Origin of the sequence: Amycolatopsis kentuckyensis (assembly GCF_041679295.1) — a bacterium.
GTDB classification, from domain to species: domain Bacteria; phylum Actinomycetota; class Actinomycetes; order Mycobacteriales; family Pseudonocardiaceae; genus Amycolatopsis; species Amycolatopsis kentuckyensis_A.
Genome location: NZ_JBGDMD010000009.1, coordinates 1 through 15,204, shown reverse-complemented (window position 1 = coordinate 15,204; position 15,204 = coordinate 1). Strand labels below are relative to the sequence as shown.

General features: G+C 66.7%; 13 protein-coding genes and 1 pseudogene. 8 read left to right on the top strand and 6 right to left on the bottom strand.

Features of this window, described 5'->3' with window-relative positions; genetic code table 11:
- Positions 1 to 8 precede the first annotated feature (8 nt).
- The 3 genes from ACERZO_RS34260 to ACERZO_RS34250 form a co-directional block, all read right to left on the bottom strand.
- Positions 9 to 533, bottom strand: a complete 525-nt coding sequence (locus ACERZO_RS34260) for a gamma carbonic anhydrase family protein (RefSeq protein WP_372669808.1) — start codon at positions 531 to 533, stop codon at positions 9 to 11.
- A 28-nt stretch (positions 534 to 561) separates the two neighbouring features.
- On the bottom strand, positions 562 to 1,767 hold the full coding sequence (locus ACERZO_RS34255) for a M14 family metallopeptidase (RefSeq protein ID WP_372670398.1): 1,206 nt from the start codon (positions 1,765 to 1,767) through the stop codon (positions 562 to 564).
- 106 nt (positions 1,768 to 1,873) lie between these two features.
- Positions 1,874 to 2,461, bottom strand: a complete 588-nt coding sequence (locus tag ACERZO_RS34250) for a TetR/AcrR family transcriptional regulator (RefSeq protein ID WP_372669805.1) — start codon at positions 2,459 to 2,461, stop codon at positions 1,874 to 1,876.
- 123 nt (positions 2,462 to 2,584) lie between these two features.
- Here ACERZO_RS34250 and ACERZO_RS34245 point away from each other — a divergent pair, with 123 nt between their 5' ends.
- Complete coding sequence (locus ACERZO_RS34245) at positions 2,585 to 3,040, top strand: GreA/GreB family elongation factor (protein ID WP_372669803.1); 456 nt, start codon at positions 2,585 to 2,587, stop codon at positions 3,038 to 3,040.
- A 1,244-nt stretch (positions 3,041 to 4,284) separates the two neighbouring features.
- On the opposite strand, the gene ACERZO_RS34240 is transcribed toward ACERZO_RS34245, so the two are convergent.
- The 3 genes from ACERZO_RS34240 to ACERZO_RS34230 all read right to left on the bottom strand — a co-directional run bounded on the left by ACERZO_RS34240 (position 4,285) and on the right by ACERZO_RS34230 (position 7,194).
- Positions 4,285 to 5,613, bottom strand: coding sequence for an AlbA family DNA-binding domain-containing protein (locus tag ACERZO_RS34240; protein WP_372669800.1), 1,329 nt, complete (start codon positions 5,611 to 5,613; stop codon positions 4,285 to 4,287).
- A 9-nt stretch (positions 5,614 to 5,622) separates the two neighbouring features.
- Positions 5,623 to 6,531: a hypothetical protein gene (locus ACERZO_RS34235; RefSeq protein WP_372669798.1), complete on the bottom strand. Its 909-nt coding sequence runs from the start codon at positions 6,529 to 6,531 to the stop codon at positions 5,623 to 5,625.
- 150 nt (positions 6,532 to 6,681) lie between these two features.
- Positions 6,682 to 7,194, bottom strand: a complete 513-nt coding sequence (locus ACERZO_RS34230; protein WP_372669796.1) for a hypothetical protein — start codon at positions 7,192 to 7,194, stop codon at positions 6,682 to 6,684.
- 238 nt (positions 7,195 to 7,432) lie between these two features.
- On the opposite strand from ACERZO_RS34230, the gene ACERZO_RS34225 reads away from it, so the two are divergent.
- The 7 genes and pseudogenes from ACERZO_RS34225 to ACERZO_RS34195 form a co-directional block, all read left to right on the top strand.
- The gene (locus ACERZO_RS34225; protein ID WP_372669794.1) at positions 7,433 to 7,726 is read left to right on the top strand and encodes a hypothetical protein; all 294 of its coding nucleotides are present in this window, start codon (positions 7,433 to 7,435) and stop codon (positions 7,724 to 7,726) included.
- A gap of 451 nt (positions 7,727 to 8,177) precedes the next feature.
- On the top strand, positions 8,178 to 8,708 hold the full coding sequence (locus ACERZO_RS34220) for a hypothetical protein (protein WP_372669792.1): 531 nt from the start codon (positions 8,178 to 8,180) through the stop codon (positions 8,706 to 8,708).
- Positions 8,708 to 10,257 (top strand): annotated as a pseudogene (locus ACERZO_RS34215) (DUF3631 domain-containing protein). The gene ACERZO_RS34220 and the pseudogene ACERZO_RS34215 overlap by 1 nt, the downstream one beginning before the upstream one ends.
- Complete coding sequence (locus tag ACERZO_RS34210) at positions 10,254 to 10,484, top strand: helix-turn-helix domain-containing protein (RefSeq protein ID WP_372669790.1); 231 nt, start codon at positions 10,254 to 10,256, stop codon at positions 10,482 to 10,484. The pseudogene ACERZO_RS34215 and the gene ACERZO_RS34210 overlap by 4 nt, the downstream one beginning before the upstream one ends.
- Positions 10,468 to 11,673 (top strand): site-specific integrase, encoded by a 1,206-nt coding sequence (locus ACERZO_RS34205; RefSeq protein ID WP_372669788.1) that lies wholly within the window; start codon positions 10,468 to 10,470, stop codon positions 11,671 to 11,673. The genes ACERZO_RS34210 and ACERZO_RS34205 overlap by 17 nt, the downstream gene beginning before the upstream one ends.
- 262 nt (positions 11,674 to 11,935) lie before the next feature.
- Entirely contained in the window at positions 11,936 to 12,262 is a 327-nt protein-coding gene (locus ACERZO_RS34200) for a trypco2 family protein (RefSeq protein WP_372669785.1), read from the top strand.
- Between the two features lie 16 nt (positions 12,263 to 12,278).
- Positions 12,279 to 15,204 (top strand): tetratricopeptide repeat protein (locus ACERZO_RS34195; RefSeq protein WP_372669783.1); only part of this gene is annotated, 2,926 nt, incomplete at its 3' end.

Sequence of the window (15,204 nt, the reverse complement as noted above, 5' to 3'; positions counted from 1 at the left end):
GGTCAACCTCAATCCAGCGGCTCGATGCCGGCCTTGTGCCGCTTCGCCAGGTCCTGGTAGACGGGCGCGTTGTGCTCCACCCACAGCCGGGCGGAGTCGGTGAGCGGCACGAACTTCTTGGCCGGGCTGCCCATCGCGACGACCTCGGACGGCACCTCGGTGCCCGGCGTCACGGTGGCGCCCGCCGCGACCAGCGTCCGCTCGCCGATCTTCGCGTCGTCCAGGACCGTGGAGCCGTTGCCGATCAGGGCCTGCTCGCCGACCGTGCAGTCGTGCACCAGGCACTGGTGGCCGACCGTGGCGTTCTTGCCGATCTCGCACACCTTGCCGACGTTGACGTGCACGACCGAGTTGTCCTGGATGTTGGCGCCCTCCCGGACGATGATCTTGCCGAAGTCGGCGCGCAGCACCGCGCCGTACCAGATCGAAGCGTCCTTCTCGACGACGACGTCGCCGATGAGCGTGGCGGTGGGCGCGATCCAGGCGTCCGGGTGGACCTGCGGGCTGAGCCCTTCGAAGGAGAACAGAGGCATGCCCGCACCCTAGACCGCGCCCTGCGCCTCAGCCGGTGATCGCCGCGTTGATCAGGATGTCGACGGCTTGGTCGTTGCGCGTGGTCTGCGGAACGATCTGGGTGTCCCGCGGGTAGAAGCCGGGGCTGCTGCCCTTCGGGTACATCTCGAAGGTGAAGCTCCAGATCTTGTGCGTCGCCCACATCCAGTCGTTGACGCTGCCGTCGGTGATGTAGAGGTCGCTGGACTGCTGCGGCGTGTAGCCGTTGGTCGCCGCCATCTGCCGGCCGAGGTTTTCGAACTTCGTCGCTTCGGCGGCGGTGAGCCCGGGCGCGGTCCGGTCGTAGGTGTAGCCGAACGGCCAGAGCACCAGCTCGGAGTAGGTGTGGAAGTCGATGTGCGTCTTGATCTGCTGCGTGCCGCCGACGACCCGCGAGTTCACCCAGTTCGAGACGGCCCTGGTCTCGGGCGCGGAGAACGCCGCCGTGCCGCGGTAGGTCTCACTGGACGTCTGGCCCGACGAGCCGCCGCAGCAGCCCCACTTGTAACCCCAGTTCCGGTTGGGATCGGTGCCGGGGCCCTGGCGGTTCTTGCGCCAGCTGTGGAACGTGCCGCCGGAGATGTCGTACTCGGAGCCGTCCGGGTTGACGCTGGGGACGACCCAGATCTCGGTGCTGTCGACCAGCCGCTTGATCGCGCTGTTCGTGGCGTACCCGCTGGTCAGCCGCTGCACGATGTGCAGGCACATCTCGGTGGTGAGGTGCTCGCGCGCGTGCTGGTTGCAGGTGAAGAGCACCTCGGGCTCGTTCTCGTCGGTCGCGGCGTTGTCGGAGATCTTGATCAGCGACAGCGCGCGGCCCTCGTACGACGTCCCGGCGCTGCCCAGCTTCGTCAGCGACGGGTAGTTCGCGACGGCCTTCTGCAGCTCGGTCTGGCTTTCGGCGTAGGTGTGGTAGCCGGTGTAGCCGGCCGGGAAGTCCTCGACGGTCGCCGCGGTCCGCGGCCGGTTGACCGCGCCCAGCGCCTTGACGCCGAAGCCGAGCGCGCGCAGCTGGGCGGCTTCGCCGGGGTTGGCGATGACCGTCGTCGTGCCGTTCGTGCTGTCGAGGATGTCGGCGCCGGTCCGCGCGACCTCGGTGCGCTGCTGGGCGGTGCCGGTGCCGGTCACCTCGTAGACCTGCGGTCCACTGGGCTGGGCACCGGCCACGCCGCCGGTGGTGGTGAGCATCAAGAGGGCGGCCGCGGCCGCCGCCAGGCACGTTCGTGGGCGCATAGCGTCTCCTGCTCTCGGGGGTCTCTCGACCCTGGCCGGAGCCGGACGTACCGCGCAATCCGTACGTCTACGGATCTAAAGGGCGTTGCTAGCCGTAGTTGGCGAAGCAGAGCGCCTCGATGTCGCCACGCAGTGCGGCGAACGGCCGCGGGCGCACCCGCTGCTGGACGACCGTGCCGAGCAGGTACGACAGGAGCGCGCGGGCCCGCGCCCGCGGGTCGTCGACGTCGAGCGGCGCGAGCAGTTCGGCCAGCAGCTCGGTGAGCGACGTGAGCATGGCGTCGATGGCCTGCGGGTGCTGCGCGCGGCCGGCGGCGATCCAGTACTCGAACCAGAGGAACGCCGCGTTGGGGTTGGCGGCGAACACGCTCAGGTACTCCTCGAGGACGGCGAAGAGGCGCGTACGCGGGTCGTCGTGCTTCGCGGCGACTTCGCGCAGCCCCGCGGCGAAGGCGGTGATGTGCGCGGCCATGGCGCGATCGATGAGGACGTCGATGTCGGCGAAGTAGTAGTGGATCGCGCTCTTGGTGAGCGGCCCGGCGTCGGCGATGGCCCGGACGGTGCACCCGGCGAGCCCGTCGCGGGCGAGGACGATCCGCGCGGCCTCGACGATCTGCTCCTGCTTGGCCAGCTGGTTCGGGGAGAGCCGGTCGCTGCGACCGGGGACTGCGCTCACGGTGATTCTCGTTACCTTCTGACTGGACGGCAGCCCCGAATCCTAGGGCAGACGTCCCGTGGGTGGCCTGCGGGTGAAAAACCGGATTGGCCACCCCGGTCCGCGCAGCGGACAATGCCCGGCATGGTGATCTCAGGGGACAAGGGGCTCAGCTCGGCAGCGCGCAGCCAGCTGGAGAAGGAAATCGCGAACCTGCGCGCGCAACGGGAAGCCCTCGCGCCGCAACCCGGCGAGCAGGAGCGCACGGGTGACGCGGCGGACCAGGCGGACGTGATCGACCGCGCGGAGGCGGCGGCCCGGCTCGACCGCCAGATCGCGGACTTGGCCGCGAAGATGGAGCACGGCGGCTACGGCAACTCCCAGCTCCCCGACGGCACAGTGGTGACGCTCCGCTTCTCGGACGGAGACGAAGAGACGTTCCAGGTGGTGACGGTCCCGGGCGAAGACGCGGACGCGATCACCTCGGACAGCCCCTTGGGCCTGGCCCTGGTGGGAGCCAAGGCGGGCGACGAGATCACCTACCGAACCCCGCGCGGCGACGCGAAGGCCACCGTGGTCAAGGTAACGCCCCCGAAGTAACCCCCTGCTGATCCCGAAGGCCCCCGGCCACAAGCCGGGGGCCTTCGTTCGTACTTTGACCCGTAAGGGTGGTTCTGCAAAGGAGAAATCGCGAGAAACCCGCCAACGCAAGCGGGGCGGGGGGCCGGGGGCGGAGCCCTCCGGGCGGGGCGTGGGGCGGAGCCCCACAAGACACGCGAGACAAGGAAAAGGCCCACACCCTTGTGGGCATGGGCCTTCCACCTTGTCGAGCCGCCTGGGGGAATCGAACCCCCGACCTATTCATTACGAGCGGAATTCGTCACTTGTTGACCTTGACCGCAGAGCCCTGACCTGCACATACACGGTCCGCGAACGTCCGTGGACGTCCAGGATTAGCCACCCCGATTGTCACCCACTTCGACACCCATCCAGGTCAAGGAGGCTGCCACAGCCGACGAGCGCCTCCATGTACCACTCAACTCGATCAATGCGAGTGCTGCTGACGTGGGCCTCCGGAACCCGGGTGGCAGTTGCTCCGTTAAACCAGCCGGAGGCCCCCACTGGTGTCCCCTCCCTGCCGCCGCCCCAGGCAGGTGACCGTGTCCCCTTGCTGCTGCAGGTGGACCTTGAAGGCGGTCAGCGCAGTTTCTTGTCTCTCCTCCGGGAGGGGCTAGCGCGAGCGAGGTTGCAGTGCTTCACGAATTGCTTAATAACGATGTTATCCACGGAGTCGTCCGGGCCGCGATTCAAGTCGTCAGCATTTGGCTGGTGAGGCGAGTTGAGCGACGGAAGACGAGGCCATGTCCCACGTGTGGCGGGCCACACTGCGGGAAGTGACCTGAAGGGGCTTCCGGCTTGGCACCAGGCCGGAAGTCACATTGCCGTCGGCCGCCGTCCAGCCGCGGCTGGCACCTCGTCGGTTCCAGCGCGCCTCTCGCCCGGATGTGCCGATCACGATCCGGTTGGGTCGTTCAACAATGCGTGCCCGCTGGAAGAGCTGGTCTCGCGGCAGCAAACGCATGCCCAACCTCATCGGCGCCGGCGGCGAGCACGTCGTCCACCCGTCTCTGCTCGCCTCGGCCGCCACCATATCGACACCTATGCGGCGCTGCGCGACGAACGCCTGCGCTGGCGCGAGCGCACCTCCTGGCTCGAAGCCCTCCATGCCGCAGTCGCAGCGAATTTCGACACCGCCGGAGGCTGGGCGCCCACGGAGGAGGACGAACCCTACTTACCGTAGGGCGCCGGCTCGGTTTTCGTCAGTCAAGGCACACCAGCAACATCTAGTCGCTGACCAAGCCGACATTGTTCAACCACGCGTGAAGTTCGTTGCGGCCAGGCGCTCCCATCCTTTGCCATCTAACCGATCCGTCTGACTTGATCAGCGTGGTCTCAGGTTGGCCGTAGTCGGCCAGAAGATCAGCTGCAATGGAGTATGCGCAGCTCAGAAGCTGGGTCGGCTCGCCAACTACCGAATGCAGAGACGCAGTAAGATGAGTCGGCTCGTTAGAACTCCGCCTGACCGTTACCCGGTCAATAAACGCATGTTGCTGCGCTGGCGCATACAGATCGGGGTAAACCGTTCGTGCGCCAACGGTCCTCGCCAACACGTCTATGTCGCCGTAGGCCCCAGCCCAGTCAGCGTAAGCGGCAGCTATTTGCAGGAGCGACAAGATGCGCAGCTCAAGCGCCGAATAGTTGAGCCGAACGTGATCGCGATATTTCGCGAACCCCACGAGCACCCTTATGAACGATGAGCCGTCCGTGTACCACGCCGCCTCCACGTCGTTGTGATCACAGCTGAGTCGTCCCCGCTGCACGACGGGCATGCGACCAATAAAGCCCCGTACAAGATCAGGATCTGGCGTATTTTGAACCAGGCTCCCATAAAATCCAGCCATCTGACCAATGAAAGCCTCGTCAACTCGACGCTCCGCAGGCACAGCTGGCACTGCAGCTAGCTCCAGGAATATTAACGGCTCAGCGTTAGCCACATCACCCGCTTCCGGCGGAGTGCCGACTCCACGATTAAAAACCTCGCGAACTCGGGCGACATGGTCTTCAGCCAAGCGGAATCGATCTCGATAACGATTCGCTATCTCGGTTTCCTCAAGCCAAGCAGTATTTCGCCCCACCCGCAGTGCGTACGAGTACTCAGGTCGAGTCGTTCGCCGGACTGCGTGCGGCGCCAGCGGACTGCGAGGAACACCGATCAGAAGGACTCCCCTTCCCGGAGTATCGTGGTCCTCCACAGCCCGTATCGCGACAGCCGGGTAGAGCGGCGCCACCCTAGCTCGCAGACCTTGCTCCATTTTACCAATTAGATCATCGCTCTTGGTAATATCCAACGGCTTCAGAGCAGCCGCATTGCCCTGGTCATCCTCCACAATGCCGATCACCAGTAGCCCACCCTGCGCATTGGCCAGCGCAGTGACATCTTTGGCGAGTTCGTCCAACCCGGCCGGCTTAGATGTATACGAATCCTCGGCCTTGAAATCGAGATGTAGATCTTCGGCGACTCCCTCCGCACATGCCCTGCGCAGGTCTTCGGCGCGAAGATCTTGAAAATCGGCGCCGAGCTTGGCGGCCACCCGAGGCAGGCGTACGGACATGCGTTCAGCTTACTGGATGCCGTCGCCGTCAGCCTTCGCTTTTTGCGCATCAAGTCGCTCGTAGTAGCGCTCAGCCACCTCCCCATACTTCTCCGTCCACGGGTATGCAGGGTCGGGTTTAACAACTAGACGAGAGCCATCATTCTCAAAGTACCGGAGATCCAGATTAAATAGATGCGAGTCCCGAACGTTCATGCCGAGGTCACGCACCCAGAACTCAACTTGAAGGAAGCAGTTCTCGGCTTTGCCCGCACCAGCCATCCTCAACTCATCAGAGTGAATGAATCCACGCCATTCTACATACCGCGTCTCACTTGGCGGCAAGATAATCTCCTGCCCACTTCGCATTCCGACAAATTCTCCAGCCGAGTGCTTGAAGATGTCCACGCGCGCCGAGATATTAGAACAGTTAACGAGTGCAAAGGTTACATGTCGGACGAAGAGATAATTTTGCGTACTCTCCAGATGCATGTCAGTGTCAACTTTGAGGGGGATTGAGTTCCAATCAACGGGCACTGACCGGTCAAGGTAGCCGAGCGGCGGCAAAGGGTCCGCTGAGGAATTAGGTGGCCGACCGCCGGGCATCGCTCGGACGTACACGGCGGGCGCCCGCGTATCAAGCTGAGCCTTTATGAACCGCTCCTCAGTGGCCTGCGACGCAGCTCGCTCCCGTTCCTCAGCTGCCAGCGCACGTGCTTCCGTTCTCTTCGCACGCTCGTCGGCCTCCTGAAGTGCGCGGACCTGGCGGTCAGCGTCTTCACGTGCCAACTGCAGCTGTCCTAAATCAGCGGCCACCTGCTTGCGGATCTCCTCGACCTGCAGCTCGGCGGCTTTCGCAGTCTTAGCAGTCCACCTTGCAGCAAGCACAGCTGCACCTAAAGCCAGGAAAGCAGAGATGCCCCCGATCCAGGTCGGCACGTCGCCAAAGTCTGCGCTCATAAGCGTTCAGCTTAACGTGGCCTGCATCACGTTCGAGGTCCCCTCTGAACACTGCCCCGTCCTCCGCATCGGCCGAGACACGACGAGATCGTCGTCGCTTCAGCCTTGGAGAGGAAGGGCCGAGCAGGGCTAGGTGTTGATCACGCCGTAGTGAGTGGCAAGTGCCGCGAACTCGGCACCTCTGCGTCGAGTTGCCCGATCGATAAGGCGACGCATCGTGGTCCTGCCGAGCGGCTGATATCGCGCCCAGTCCGGCGCAAGGTCGCGCGCCTCGGCGAGCCAGGCCAGCGCGTCTCGGTCGCGGCGAAGGTCGGCGGCCGCAGCGGCAAGGAACAGCCGGTGGCCAGCTTCCCAGAAGGCTGGGACGTCGCCCGCCGTATCCGGTACCGCGGCCGCCAGACGTAGTGCCTGTTCGGGGTCGCCGGCACGAGCGGCAAGTTCAACGTTCTGCAAGGCGGCCACGCGCGGACCGAAGATCGCCGCCTCCGAAGCCGTATCGCCTCGTGACCGGATCGCAGCAGCGTGAGCAGCGGCAAGAAGATCCTCGGCGCGGCCGGCGCTCCCGGAGCGCAACGCTGCGGTTGCCGCATTGAACAGCAAATTGCCGAATACTCCGGCGCGTATCGGGTTGCGGTCGAGCATCCGCGGTTCGATCGCGGCGGCCGCCTGCGCGGCAACGCGCTCAGCATCTTCGGCTCGGCCCTGGCGGACCAGCGTCCACGCCAGGTAACGCAGGGAGATTGCAGCCTCTACCTCGGGAGAATCCGACTCGGCCGCAGCCTCGATCCGCGCACGAACCGCACGGCTGGCGGCCGGACGGCTGACCGGCTACGCCGCCGGCCTCGACCTCACGCCCGAGGAGGACGAGGACACGAGCACCTTGCTCGCCGACGTGCTGACCGCGATCGGCGACGCCGAGAAGGCGTGGTCGGAACGCATCGTCGACCGGCTCGCCGAGCTGCGGCCGGCGGTCTACGGCCCGTGGGCCGAACTGCCCACCGGGGCGGCGAAGGCAACCCAGCTCTCCACCGCGCTGAAACCGCTTGGGATCACCACCAAGCAGGTGTGGGGCAACGACGCCGACACCGGCAAGGGCGCCAACCGGATGGGCGTCAAGCGCGACTGGATCGCCGACGCGCTGACCGAACGTGACCGGAACCGCAAGAGCGGCTAGCTCCCGCAGGGCTCTAGGTCTAGAGCCTCGTCCCTCTAGACCTAGAGCCCTCCCTAGACCACCACAACACCGCTGATCAGCGCCCTAGCACCTAGAGGCGCGGGCCGAGTGCGGCCAAAAACAGCCCCGGAGGCTCCGTTGAACCCCCTCAGCAACCCGACCGTCCTACTCCTACTCATTATCGCAATCGTCACTCTCCGCTACTCCTGGTCGTGCGCGGTGTACCCGTACAAGCCGTGCCGCTCCTGCCGAGGCTTCGGCAATTTCCGCTCGCCGCTGCTCCGCGCGATCCGGCTATGCCGCCGCTGCAACGGGACCGGCCGCACGCTCCGCGCCGGCCGCCGCGCCTACAACGCCTGCCACCACGCCCGCCGGTCATACCGCGATCTCCGCGACCGCGACCGCCGCGAAGACAACCGCTGACGCGCAGCCCAACCGAAAGGCCATACCCATGAAGACCACACTGCTCGACCCCGAGCGTCAGTTCCTGGGCTGCGTGATGCAGGTCCGGCTGACCGCGGCCCGTCGACTGCTCGCCGGCATGCGCGCCGACGACTTCGGCTCACCGATCGCCTCTCGCGTTCTCCAGCTGGGCATCGAGCTGACCGGCGCGGGACACGCGCCGACCCCGATGGCCGTGCTGGATCACGCCCGGGAGAGGACGGCGACCGAACCGCGGTCCGGCGGGGCGCACCGCCTGCACAGCCTCGGCCTCTGGATCGTCGAGACGTACGCGGACGGCCCGATCCTGCCGCCGCCGTACTACGGCGCCTGGCTGAAAGCCGTCGTGCTGAAGAACGCGTACCGCCGAGCCGTCCGGGAGCACGCGGCCCGCCTGGTGCAGGCCGTCGAAGACGACTCGCCGACAGACATCCTCCGCCACCAGCTCGACGACACCGAACGCCTCGACGACCTGTGGCAGCGCTACCGCGCGGCCGGCGGCGACGACGAACCGACCGCGCGCCTGGAGGTGGCTGCCTGATGTCCGGATTCGACGACACCCTGTCCGTGATCGACTTCGTGATCGACGAGCCTTCGCCTTCCTGCCAGCAGTGCGGCCGGCCGCGTGGTGACTCGCCGTCCGGCGACTTCTGCTCGGAGAACTGCCAGCGCGTCTGGCGCGGCCGTCACACCGCGGCCAAGCCGGCCGAGGACGACGGCGCTCAGCCGAGCGAGTCGCTCCCGAAGGCCGCGCCGGTCAACCCGCTCACCTGGCTCGGACCGGCGCCGGCCGGCGCTGTCGCGAAGCCGGGTCACGAGGTCCTCGACGCGGTCGTGACGTTCGTGGCGCGCTTCTCCGCCTTCGCCAACGAGCACGCCGCGCCGACGCTGGCGCTCTGGTACGCCCACACCCACGTTGCCGAACGGCTCTACGTCACGCCGAGGCTGATCCTCGACTCGGCGGAGCCCGGTAGCGGCAAGACGCGCGTGCTGGAGGTCGCGCAGTACCTCGTCGCCAAGCCGGAGATGACGATCAGCATCACGCCGGCCGCGATCTTCCGCATGCTCGCCGACGGGCCGATGACGCTGCTGTTCGACGAGATCGACGCCGTGTTCAACCCGAAGACGGGCGGGAACAACGAGGACCTCCGCGCACTGCTGAACGCGGGGTACAAGCGGTCGGCGACGGTGACGCGGTGCGTCGGCGACGCCAAGAGCATGAACGTCACGCGGTTCCCGGTCTACGCGCCGGTCGCGCTTGCCGGGATCGCCGGCGGCATGCCGGACACGATCACCACGCGGGCGATCACCGTGCACATGCGCAAGCGCCGCTTCGACGAAGTGGTCGAGGAGTTCATCGAAGAGGACGTCGAGCGCGAGTCGGCGCCGGTGCGCGCCGAGCTGGCGGAGTGGGTCGGGCGCGTCGGCGACGAGGTGAGCCGCGCGCGGCCGGAACGCCCGGACGGCGTCCGCGACCGGGCGGCCGAGATCTGGCGGCCGCTGCTGGCCATCGCGGACGCGGCCGGCGGGCACTGGCCGGAGACGCACGGAAGGCGTGCCGTCACTTCGTGCTCGAAGCGACCGCACAGCCGGCGTCGATCGGCGTGCGGCTGCTGGCCGACGTCCGGCAGATCTTCGCCGCGCAGAACACCGACCGCATGGTCACCGCCGAGCTGATCCGCGAGCTGCACACCATCGAAGACGGACCGTGGACCGACGTCCAGGGCAAGCCGCTCGACAGCCGCCGCCTGGCGAAGGAACTCGACCGCTACCTGGTCCGGCCCAAGGACCTGAAGGTCAGCGGCAAGACGCTCAAGGGCTACCGCATCGACGGCGACGGCGGGCTGGCCGACGCCTGGAGCCGCTACCTGCCGCCGCCCGAAACGGGCGCGACCTCCGCGACCAGCGCAACCCCGCAGGTCGGAGCCCGATCAGACGCCGCGGAGTCGTCGGCCGTTGCCGCGACCTCCGCAACCGGGGTCGCGGACGGTCGCGGCACTCAACAGCCGCTCGCACCCACGCTGACCAGCCCGGTCGCGGAGGTCGCGGACGTCGCGCCTACCAAGCCGGACCACGAGGGGGATCGATGAACGCCGTACCCATGCCGGTCGCCGTGCCTGAACGGCACCTCTACCGGATCACCGAAGCCATGCGCCTGCTCTCGATGAGCCGCTCGGTCATCTACGAACAGCTCCGCGCAGGTCGCCTGCGCTCGGTCAAGCAGGGCCGCGCCCGGCTCGTCCCAGCCGTCGCCATCCAGCAGTACGTCGAGTTGCTCATGAAGGAAGCGGAGGTCAGCTATGGCGAGTCGGCGTAGCCGCGGAGACGGCGGGCTCTACTGGTCGGAGAGTCGTCAGCGCTGGATCGCCGAGCTGACGACCGGCTACCGGCCGAACGGGAAGCGGACCGTCCGCAAGGCGAGCGGCAAGACCAAGACCGAAGCTAAGGACAAGCTCAAGGAGCTGATTCGTGACGTCGAAGAGGGCGCCGCTAACGCGTCGACCGGCTACACGGTCGAGCAGGCGGTGAACGACTGGCTGGTGAGCTACGAACGCGGTGAGCGGGACCCCAACACCGTGAAGGCCGTCCGGTCCCTGGTCAACAACCACATCGTGCCCGCGATCGGTGCTCGTCCGCTGGTAAAGCTCGAAGCCGACGACGTCGAGGACTGGCTGGCAGAGAAGGCCGAAGTGCTGGTGACCTCGACCTTGCGCAACCTCCGATCGATCCTCCGCCGGGCGATCAACCGCGCTCAGGTCCGCAAACGGGTTCGATACAACGTGGTGCTGCTGTGCGACGAGCTTCCAGCGGGTAAGGGCGCTGGTCGACCGTCGAAGGCGCTCACACTCGCTCAAGCCCAAGCGGTGCTCGCGGCAGCGGAGTCGTCACCGATGCGCGCCTACATCGTGGTGTCCCTGCTGACCGGCGCACGGACCGAGGAGATGCGACCGCTCACCTGGGACCACGTGGACCTCGTGGGCAAGCCGAACGCGACGCCGGCAATCCCGCCGAATGTCAAGGTGTGGCGTTCGGTCCGCGCCCGCGGCGAGACGAAGACGCGAAAGTCACGGCGCACGCTGGCGCTGCCTGAACGGGCCGTCAAGGCGCTGGAGGCACACCGAGTGGCCCAGCAGGCGGTGAAGGCTGTCGCGGGCGACGACTGGCACGAACAGGGACTCGTGTTCGCAACCAACGTCGGCACCGAGCGGGACGTCAACAACGTGCGACGGGACTTCCGCCGGGTGATCAAGGCGGCCGGGCTCAACCCGGCTCAGTGGACACCCCGGGAGCTGCGGCACAGCTTCGTCTCGATCCTCTCGGACGGCGGAATGCCGATCGAGGAGATCTCACGGCTGGTCGGGCACAGCAGCACCGCCGTGACGGAGCTGGTCTACCGGAAGCAGATCTGGCCGGTGGTCGAGTCCGGCGCGACTGCGATGGACCGGCTGTTCCCCGCGACGGACGAACCTGCGGGACTTCCTCCGACCACCAATCAGGTGTCTTAGCCGCCCACTCCGACGAGCCAGGCCCGCCCCGAGCTATCGGTGGGGCTGGCTCGTTAGCGATCTGGTCGAACGAGTGGCCGCATCGGGTCATCACGTGGCTTGATGGCGGCGTTCTCACGCCACCGTTCACCGAATAGGCCAGGGCCAGGCTGTGCTACGAATTCCGCCGTTCACCGGTGGACGGAGTTATGCGAATCCGCTCATGTAACAGCACGCGTACAGTGGCGACTTCTCGGAGAGCGTCGTGTGAGGAAGGACGTCGGTGGACGAGAACCAGTGGATTGAGCTGTCGGATGCGATCGGGGTTGTGCGCGAGCAGTTGGTTGCAGCCCAAACGATCGGTCGGCAGACCGTAGCGGGGCAGTCGTTGACCTTCGCTGTGGGAAAGGTGTCGATCGAGTTCGCCGGCGAGGTGAAGCAAGTCAAAGGCGGCTCCGGTGGCGTGAAATTCTGGGTGGTCACCGCAGACGCGAAGGGCGAACGCACGAGTAGCGCTGCGCACAAGGTGACCGTGGAATTGGTCCCGCAGACACTGCAGGGGACGCCATTCATCGTGGCTGACGACGCCGACGCTCCGCCACCGAACTGAGGATCGGCCAGCGGTGATGCGTCGCGAGGTCGAGGTGTACAGCGACTGGCCCGGTCATCCCCCGGAGCAGGGACGGTGGACGTGCGGGTCGGGGTATCTGCTGGCCGGACGGTTGGTGCTGACGGCGGCACATGTGGTTTGTCGGGCCAGTCAGGCATTGTCGAGTGTGCGGATTCGCGCCGAGTCCGGCGGTCTGGTCGCCGCTCGTGTGATGTGGCATCGTTGGGAAAGCACGATTGACGCGGCGCTATTGGAGATCACCGACTCGGCGTGGGTTCCGCCGCAGTGGCGTCATTCAGTGCGCTGGGGGCGGTTTGTCACGCGCAGCCCGGGCCAGGAGTGTGAAGCGATCGGCTTCCCCAAGGTAGTCGCCACCCCGCAGATGCGCGACAGCCATCACGCCGTAGGGACGCTCAACCCAGGCACGTTGGTCAAGTCGGGCCTGTACGCCATGGAGGTGACCAACCCGCCGTCGTTTGTGGGAGCGGACGGATCGGCATGGGCAGGCATGTCCGGTGCGGCCCTGCGATGCGGAGACCGTGCCGGCGTTCTGGTCGGTGTCGTAACCCAGGACCCGAGCGGATTCGATAACCGTCGTCTGATCATTATGCCGATTTCCGCGGTCGCATCGGACGTTGGATTCGCCAAGATCGTCGCCGACCACACAGGCCGGCCGCCGCTGGTGGAAGCCGTCGAGCTGGCGGAATTAGCGGAACCCGTGAGTACCCCGGCGTCGCCTGCCGAGTTGTTACGCGCTGATGCCGCGACCGTCCCGTTTCGACCTCGCCCCGAGTTCGACGAGCTTCGGGACTGGTGTGAGGCGGATGCGTGGGCAGGAACCCGCCTGGTGGCGGGGGCCGGAGGGCAGGGCAAGACCCGCCTCGCTCGCCATCTTGCCTCCTCGCTCACTAGCCGGGGCTGGGCGACAGTGATGCTTGGCGAACACGCTCGTGCCGAGGATCTCGCGGTGCTGGCTCATGTCGTGGCGCCAACATTGGTGGTGGTCGACTATGCCGAGGGCCGTGCTACCCAGCTCGACCCGCTCGTGGACGCCCTGAACCGGGCTGAGGCCAAGGTACGACTGTTGTTGCTGGCCCGAACCGCAGGCGCGTGGCGCACCGAGCGAGTCACACCCGCCTCGCATCTATCCATCCTGGCTGATGACCGCATCGTCGTGAATCTGAGACCGGTCGAGCCCGACCGCGACGGCAGGCAACTTGCGTGGCGAGAGGCAATCGACGCGCTAGCCAACCGGCTGGCCACCCTCGATGGGTACCAGGCCATCGCGTGGCCGAACGTAGTTAGCCGGCTGGCCTTACCACCACTGGACGATGACCGTTTTCGGACCATTCTCGCAGTGCAGATGCACGCCCTTGCTGCATTGCTGCATGCCGACGACCCTATTCCGGTGTTGACAGGGACGCCGGTGGACGCGCAGGAGGTGTTGCTGGAGCACGAGGCCCGCTACTGGTCCCGGATCGCCGAACGTTTCGGCATTAGCCTCGCCCCAGCCACTCGGCGAAGCCTGGTCGCCGCGGCCACGCTGTGGGGCGCATCGACGGGCGAGGAAGCGCGCAAGATCGTCGCTACCTCGCTTACACACGCAAGCGATGACCAGATCACAAATATCGCGGACTGGCTGGCCACCCTGTATCGCGACGGCGAACGCTACTGGTCCGGGCTGCAGCCAGACATACTCGGCGAGTACCTGGTCGGCACTGCCCTGTCCGAAGGGGAGCAAAACCCAGGCTTGGTAACCGCTACACTGGCCGCCGCGTCGACGGGACAACTGGAGCAGGCACTCACCGTGCTGGGCCGCGCCCACCCGCAGCACCCGCGCCTAACCGCAGTCCTCACCAGAGTCGTGCTGAACTCAGGAGTAGCCGGTGCCCGAGCAGCGGTCACGGTAGCTCCCCGCCTCGCCCAGCCTCGTCCTCTGCTGGCCGCGTTGGATCGGTTCGTCCACGGCGCCGAGCTTTCCCAGCTCTACGAGTTGCAGATCGCCTTGCCTCGCCTCAGCCTGTTGCTGGGGCCGACCACCGTCACTGCCGCAGCGCAGCTTACCCGTTTACTGCGCTCCGCCATCGACGCCGAACGCGACGCCTATCTGCCGGCCCTGGCCAGGTCGATCAACAACCTCGCGGTCCGGCTGGGTGAGGTGGGTCGACGACCCGAAGCGCTGGCCGCCGCTCAGGAAGCCGTCGAGTTCTACCGGGAACTTGTCAAGGGCAACCGCGACGCCTATCTGCCGGACCTGGCCATGTCGATCAACAACCTCGCGGTCCAGCTGGCTGAAGCGGGTCGACGACCCGAAGCGCTGACCGCCGGCCAGGAAGCCGTCGCCCTGCGCCGGGAACTTGTCAAGGGCAACCGCGACGCCTACCTGCCCAACCTGGCCACGTCGATCAGCAACCTCGCGAACCGGCTGGCTGAAGCGGGTCGACGACCCGAAGCGCTGACCGCCGGCCAGGAAGCCGTCGCCCTGCGCCGGGAACTTGTCAAGGGCAACCGCGACGCCTACCTGCCGGACCTGGCCACGTCGATCAACAACCTCGCGAACCGGCTGGGTGAGGTGGGTCGACGACCCGAAGCGCTGACCGCCGCTCAGGAAGCCGTCGCCCTGCGCCGGGAACTTGTCGAGGGCAACCGCGACGCCTACCTGCCGGCCCTGGCCATGTCGATCAGCAACCTCGCGGTCCGGCTGGCTGAGGCGGGTCGACGACCCGAAGCGCTGGCCGCCGCTCAGGAAGCCGTCGAGTTCTACCGGGAACTTCTCGAGGGCAACCGCGACGCCTACCTGCCCAACCTGGCCGGGTCGATCAACAACCTCGCGGTCCGGCTGGCTGAAGCGGGTCGACGACCCGAAGCGCTGGCCGCCGCTCAGGAAGCCGTCGAGTTCTACCGGGAACTTCTCGAGGGCAACCGCGACGCCTACCTGCCGG

Coding starts and splice junctions, on each gene's coding strand:
- ACERZO_RS34210 (WP_372669790.1), top strand. CDS start 10,254: ATGAACGCCGTACCCATGCCGGTCGCCGTGCCTGAACGGCACCTCTAC.
- ACERZO_RS34220 (WP_372669792.1), top strand. CDS start 8,178: ATGAAGACCACACTGCTCGACCCCGAGCGTCAGTTCCTGGGCTGCGTG.
- ACERZO_RS34245 (WP_372669803.1), top strand. CDS start 2,585: ATGGTGATCTCAGGGGACAAGGGGCTCAGCTCGGCAGCGCGCAGCCAG.
- ACERZO_RS34205 (WP_372669788.1), top strand. CDS start 10,468: ATGGCGAGTCGGCGTAGCCGCGGAGACGGCGGGCTCTACTGGTCGGAG.
- ACERZO_RS34260 (WP_372669808.1), bottom strand. CDS start 533: ATGCCTCTGTTCTCCTTCGAAGGGCTCAGCCCGCAGGTCCACCCGGAC.
- ACERZO_RS34230 (WP_372669796.1), bottom strand. CDS start 7,194: ATGCTCGACCGCAACCCGATACGCGCCGGAGTATTCGGCAATTTGCTG.
- ACERZO_RS34240 (WP_372669800.1), bottom strand. CDS start 5,613: ATGTCCGTACGCCTGCCTCGGGTGGCCGCCAAGCTCGGCGCCGATTTT.